Below are 5,111 nucleotides of genomic sequence, written 5' to 3'. Positions count from 1 at the left end.
CAATCGGCAACATCCCGCCTGCCGAAGCCGAAGATCAATATTATGCTGCCGCAGACAACATCGATATGGCTGCGTGACTCACAACCCAACGCCTCCGGTAGACCCGGCGCGGTTCAGACTCTGCAGAAGTTCGCTTCGGTTCATGCCAATGTCCACAATCACTTTAATCCCGAACGCCACCTCGTCGACCGCCAAACCTACAAGGAACGACGTTCAGCCGCACTGGCGAAGTGCCGGGTCCTCACGAGCTAAGCGGCTGTGCTTGAAGCCCGACCTGCATGTGTGGGGAGCGGTTCGCATTAGACAGACAGCACCCTTCAGTCGGCTAAGCCACTTTCGCGTAAGGCTCGGACTTCATGATATTTGCGACCGCATCTTTCAACGAGCTTACATATCTGTCCGCACCTAATACATGTTGAATCGAAGTATCGCTGAGTGCCGCCTCCCCTTGAGGCCATAGGCCAACAACAATGCGAGCGTTTGGAGCTCTCGCCCGCAATCGTCGAACGAGGTAACGAAGTTGTGCCGGCGAGCCGGATACCTCCAGGTAGGAGATTGCAATTACATCAACTCCGGCAAGGTCCAACGACTGAACGGCATCCCTTGAGACCGCGCTATTGTGGACACGTCGTGCTGGCACCCCCTGTTGGCCAAGCAGCTGTGTAAGCATGGCGGTCACGGCGTTGTCGAACGGACCGTGCCCGGCAACGCAGGCAACCGTTTGGGCGGGTATCGTCCTATCAGACTGTGTTACTGCTGGGGTAGGCTGTAGGTCCTCGATCACGGACATCATTGATTTGGTCATCTGATTTGCGCCAACCTGGTCGATCGTCCCGCGCGCCTCGTCCTCGACCGCCAGCTTCAATCCCTCGAGCACGACCCCGTCGTAGTATTCTGTAAGTGACCGGTCAGCGAGAAGCAGCTCGGCCTGTGCCAAAGCCTCGTCCGGGTTCCGCGCCAGGATGCGTTGATAAAAGCTTTCGACAGGTGTCAGCGCCGGTCTGTCGCCCAAAAGGACGTCAAAGAACTCCAGGCTCTTCACGTGGCGTCCCATCACCACCAGACATAGCGTCAGCGGTGTGGACATGATCAGCCCGATCGGACCCCACAGCCACGTCCAAAAGATCGCCGATACAATTACCGATACAGGCGAAAGACCTGTCGAGTGGCCATAGAGCAATGGTTCGACAACATAACCCGTGAGCGGCTCGATGATCACGAAGAGAGCGACGACTTCCAGCGCCATGCCCCAGCCTGGATCCACGGCCGCACCGAAAGCTGCAGGAGCCACAGCTGCCAAGAACGGCCCGATATAGGGTACGAAGCGCAGCAACCCCGCCATCACGCCCCACATGGCGGGCGATGGTATGCCGATCAGCCATAGACCAAGGGCTATAACGACGCCGAAGCACGTGTTCACAGCCAGCTGGGAAAGGAAATACTTACTGAGGCGCTGACCGGCGTCGTCGATAGCACGCGTCGTGCGGTGCAGGTCGCTTGATCCGAACACGCGGATAAAGCGATCGCGCAGATCCTCCTTCTGCATCAGAACGAAGATTGCGACGATGAGAACGATGATTGTCGTTTCCAACGGGCCCAGAATGGGTTCGAGAACCGTACGTGCTATTGCAAACGGCGATGTGCTGCCTTGGATGAGTTCGACCGGAATAGGGCGGCGCTGGTCGGACGGTGTCACAGCCGGCGGTGTTGCCAGCGTTGGCGGGGCGGCACGTGGCCGGGTAGTTGGTCGCGCGCCCCCCAGTTCCTTTGTGATCGAGGCAAGGCGTGCAACCGCAAACCCCTGAACCCCTTGGACCTTGGCTTCGATGGTGCGAGCATATTGCGGCGCGTTTACAGTCAGTGATGCCGCCTGACTGCCGACGAGCGCGCCGAACAAACCCAATAGACCCAAGGCTGCTATGACGGTCAAAATCACGGCAGGAGCACGCCAAAGACGCAGGCGCTGCAACAAATTCACGACCGGTGACAGAACGAAGGAAAGCATCACCGCCAGGGTGATCGGGATAAGCACCTCTTGACCGAAATACAGGGCGGCGATGACGAGCGTACCAACAGCTACGCCGGCTAGCGTTTTGAGTTCAGGCGCCGAGGCCGAACGGATTTGTGCCGCACCTGGATTATCCGCGGGAACTTCGCGGCTACCAGTCACTACATCCTTGTAGCCGGCAATGTTGTCAGGGCTGCTCATGCGGAAATCTTCCTGCAGGGGCTCGCGTATCGGTCACGTCGAGACCCGGCACGAAGCATTTTGTGTTGTCTTTGTCCCGAAGTCAGGACAGGTAAAGCCAAGAAGTACACTTGGTGAACCTTTTTGCTTCGTACTTCATCGGCTAAAACCCGACGTTAGGACTTCAGAGCTTTTGCCATGTTGAGATGCGCTGCAACCGTCGGTGCCAAGTCCGCCGCGAAGGTCTTCAACTGGGGCACGTCGCCGGTAGCTGCATATCCCTTAAGCGTATGGAGCGTCTGCTGATGCCCCGCGACCTGGGCGGCAGCGTATGCAGTGTCAAAGTCGATGCCCTGCTTGGTCTTTAGATCAGCAAGCTTCTGCTGCTGCTCGGCATTGAGCGCCGGGTTAGGAGTCAAGGCTGGCGACAGCGTTGCCGTCAGTGCTTTCAGCTTCGCCGTCGAACCCTCATGGGCTGTGATCATCTGGCCAGCAAACTTCTTTACCGCAGCAGATGCGCCGTTGATTACAGCCAGCTTCGAGGTCTCGATCTCGAACGCATCGCTCCCAGCTGCCATGTTGACGAAAGCCTGCCCACCCGAGGCGGGTGCTGCTATGGCATCGTTGGAACCAGCTGCGTTCAAGTCCGTGGCAGTCATGTTGGCATAAGTGCTGTTATCGACGGCAGTCGGATCTTCGGCCTTCTTGGCGCATGCGGCCAATGACAGCGCCGCTACCGATACCAGTGCCAAGGTCTTTATAGTCATTATCGCCTCCATCCGGTATTTTGTGCTGATAGGTCAACGCGTGCCTCGAGTGGACCGTTCCGTTCTAGCAACGGACTCGGACCGATCGCAGGGCGTGTTCGTTCTGCCTGTCTGCCGGCACCGCTGCCGGCCTTATCGGGACACGGCAATGAGCATCTTCAGCACGATCATGAATAAGGTTTTCCATCACAAAACCGCACCAGCCGCTGCGCCAGGTCAAGCCCCTGCCGCTGCGCCGCAGGCTGCGCCGACCGCTACCGCCCAGCCCGCCCCAGAAGCGCCTCAGCAGTCCGTCGACGTCGGTGCGGTCCTCAGCGAGATGGCATCGATGAAAGATGGCGGGGGCAACTACCAGAGCTCAATCGTCGATCTTCTGAAGCTGCTGGACCTGGATTCCAGTCTCACAGCCCGCAAGGAACTCGCCAGCGAACTGAACGTCCATGCTGCAGCCGACGGCTCGGCCGAGCAGAACATTGCCCTTCACAAGGCTGTAATGCAGAAGCTCGCTGATAACGGCGGTATCGTTCCAGACAGCCTGCGCAACTAAGCGATTCAGTCCGGAGGGAGCTGTACAAGGTGCAGCCCCCTCCAGCTTTAGTTCTGATCTTCCCCCGTTTCGGCGGACACGCTGGGTTATCCGGTCATGCTTTGCTCGGCTTGCTCGGGCGTGAGATACCCAAGAGCCGAGTGCATGCGTTGCCGGTTGTAATAGCCTTCGATGTATCCGAACAGCGCCCGTCGCGCTTCGGCCTGTGTTGGCCATCGGCATTGATGGACGAGCTCGACCTTGAGGGTGTGGAAGAAGCTCTCCATCGGGGCATTATCGTAACAATTGCCGGTGCGGCTCATCGATGGCGTTGCGCCGATTGCCGCCAAGTGGTCGACATAGGCGCCGGCCGCGTATTGCGACCCGCGGTCCGAGTGGCAGATGAGACCGAGCGCTGGTCGCTGCCGCTGGACCGCCATCATCATGGCGGCAAGCGGCAGTTCGGTTCGCATGTGGTCGCGCATGGCCCATCCGACGATCTTGCGGGTCGCCAGGTCGAGCACCGCGGCCAGATACAGCCAGCCTTCCCCGGTCGCGATATAGGTGATGTCGGCGAGCCAGATCGTATTCGGCACGGATGCCGCAAAGCGCTGCGCCAGCAGGTTCGGCGCAATCGGCAGATAGTGACGACTGTCGGTGGTACACGGTCGAAACCGACGCCCCGCCAGCGCGCGGATACGATGGCGACGCATCAGGCGCTCGACGCGACCACGGCTGCACGGCCGACCTTCCGCCCGCAGGGCGGCATGCATCCTCGGTGATCCGTAACGCCCCTGGTGCCGCGCCTGAAGCCGGCGGACGTCGTGCAACAATGCCAGGTTCGCTGTCGTCCGCGCACTCGGTGCCCTGACGCGCCAGTCGTAATAGCCGCTACGCGACACGCCGAGCATGCGGCACATCACGTTCACCGGCCAAGTGGACGCATGCTGCTCGATAAAAGCAAACTTCATCGCGGCATCTCCGCAAAGATGCCGACGGCTTTTTTTAGTATGTCCCGCTCCATCCGCGCGCGGTCCAGTTCCCTGCGCAGCCGCGCGATCTCTGACGCCTGATCTGCTGGCGACGTCATCGCCGATACTGGCGGCTTCGCCGCCGGGCTTTCCGCTGAAGCACTACTATCCCCTAACTTGCGCTGCCAACGACGCAGCATTGTGGGCATGATCCCCAGCTCAGCGGCCACTTCGGTCTGCATGCGACCGCTCGTCTCCCACAACGCGACCGCCTCGCGCTTGAACTCGTCCGTGAACCGACGTTTTGTCGTACTCGCCATCATACACCTCCTGGCTCCCCAAAGCCTATCATTGGTGTCCGTCAAACCGAGGGAAGATCACTACGGTTATCGTCGGGTGACCGCACTGCTGCATGCCGCTGGGTGGTCGGTGAACCACAAGCGTGTCGAGCGCATCTGGCGGCGTGAGGGGCTGAAGGTGCCACAGAAGCAACCCAAGCGTGGCCGGCTGTGGTTGAACGACGGCTCGTGCATCCGGCTGCGGCCGGAGTATCCGGGGCATGTCTAGGCGTACGACTTTGTCGAAGCGCGAACGCACGACGGGCGCAAGTTCCGGATCCTCACGATCATCGACGAGGCCAGCAGGGAGTGCCTGGCGCT

General features: G+C 59.9%; 4 protein-coding genes and 2 pseudogenes. 3 read left to right on the top strand and 3 right to left on the bottom strand.

Annotation, left to right across the window (positions count from 1 at the left end; genetic code table 11):
- Positions 1–252: pseudogene (locus U1701_RS18560) on the top strand (hypothetical protein); the annotation flags it as partial.
- Between the two features lie 73 nt (positions 253–325).
- Here U1701_RS18560 and U1701_RS18555 read toward each other — a convergent pair.
- Positions 326–2,209 carry an AI-2E family transporter gene (locus U1701_RS18555; protein WP_332784042.1) on the bottom strand — a complete coding sequence of 628 codons (1,884 nt, stop codon included), beginning with the start codon at positions 2,207–2,209 and terminating at the stop codon, positions 326–328.
- Positions 2,210–2,364: 155 nt separating this feature from the next.
- Positions 2,365–2,955 carry a DUF4142 domain-containing protein gene (locus U1701_RS18550; RefSeq protein WP_332784041.1) on the bottom strand — a complete coding sequence of 197 codons (591 nt, stop codon included), beginning with the start codon at positions 2,953–2,955 and terminating at the stop codon, positions 2,365–2,367.
- Positions 2,956–3,103: 148 nt separating this feature from the next.
- Between U1701_RS18550 and U1701_RS18545 the strand changes: the two genes are divergently transcribed.
- Positions 3,104–3,502, top strand: coding sequence for a DUF3597 domain-containing protein (locus tag U1701_RS18545; RefSeq protein ID WP_332784040.1), 399 nt, complete (start codon positions 3,104–3,106; stop codon positions 3,500–3,502).
- Positions 3,503–3,588: 86 nt separating this feature from the next.
- Here U1701_RS18545 and U1701_RS18540 read toward each other — a convergent pair.
- Positions 3,589–4,772 (bottom strand): IS3 family transposase gene (locus U1701_RS18540; protein WP_443026103.1). Its coding sequence is split into 2 segments (ribosomal slippage): positions 3,589–4,490 and positions 4,490–4,772, totalling 1,185 coding nucleotides; the frame shifts between segments, so codons are not numbered across the junction.
- Positions 4,773–4,830: 58 nt separating this feature from the next.
- Here U1701_RS18540 and U1701_RS18535 point away from each other — a divergent pair.
- Positions 4,831–5,111: pseudogene (locus tag U1701_RS18535) on the top strand (IS3 family transposase); the annotation flags it as partial.

Source organism: Sphingomonas rhamnosi (genome assembly GCF_036663615.1).
Lineage (GTDB): Bacteria > Pseudomonadota > Alphaproteobacteria > Sphingomonadales > Sphingomonadaceae > Sphingomonas.
The sequence above is the reverse complement of the archived record's forward strand: the minus strand, read 5'-3'. Positions and strand labels throughout refer to the sequence as shown.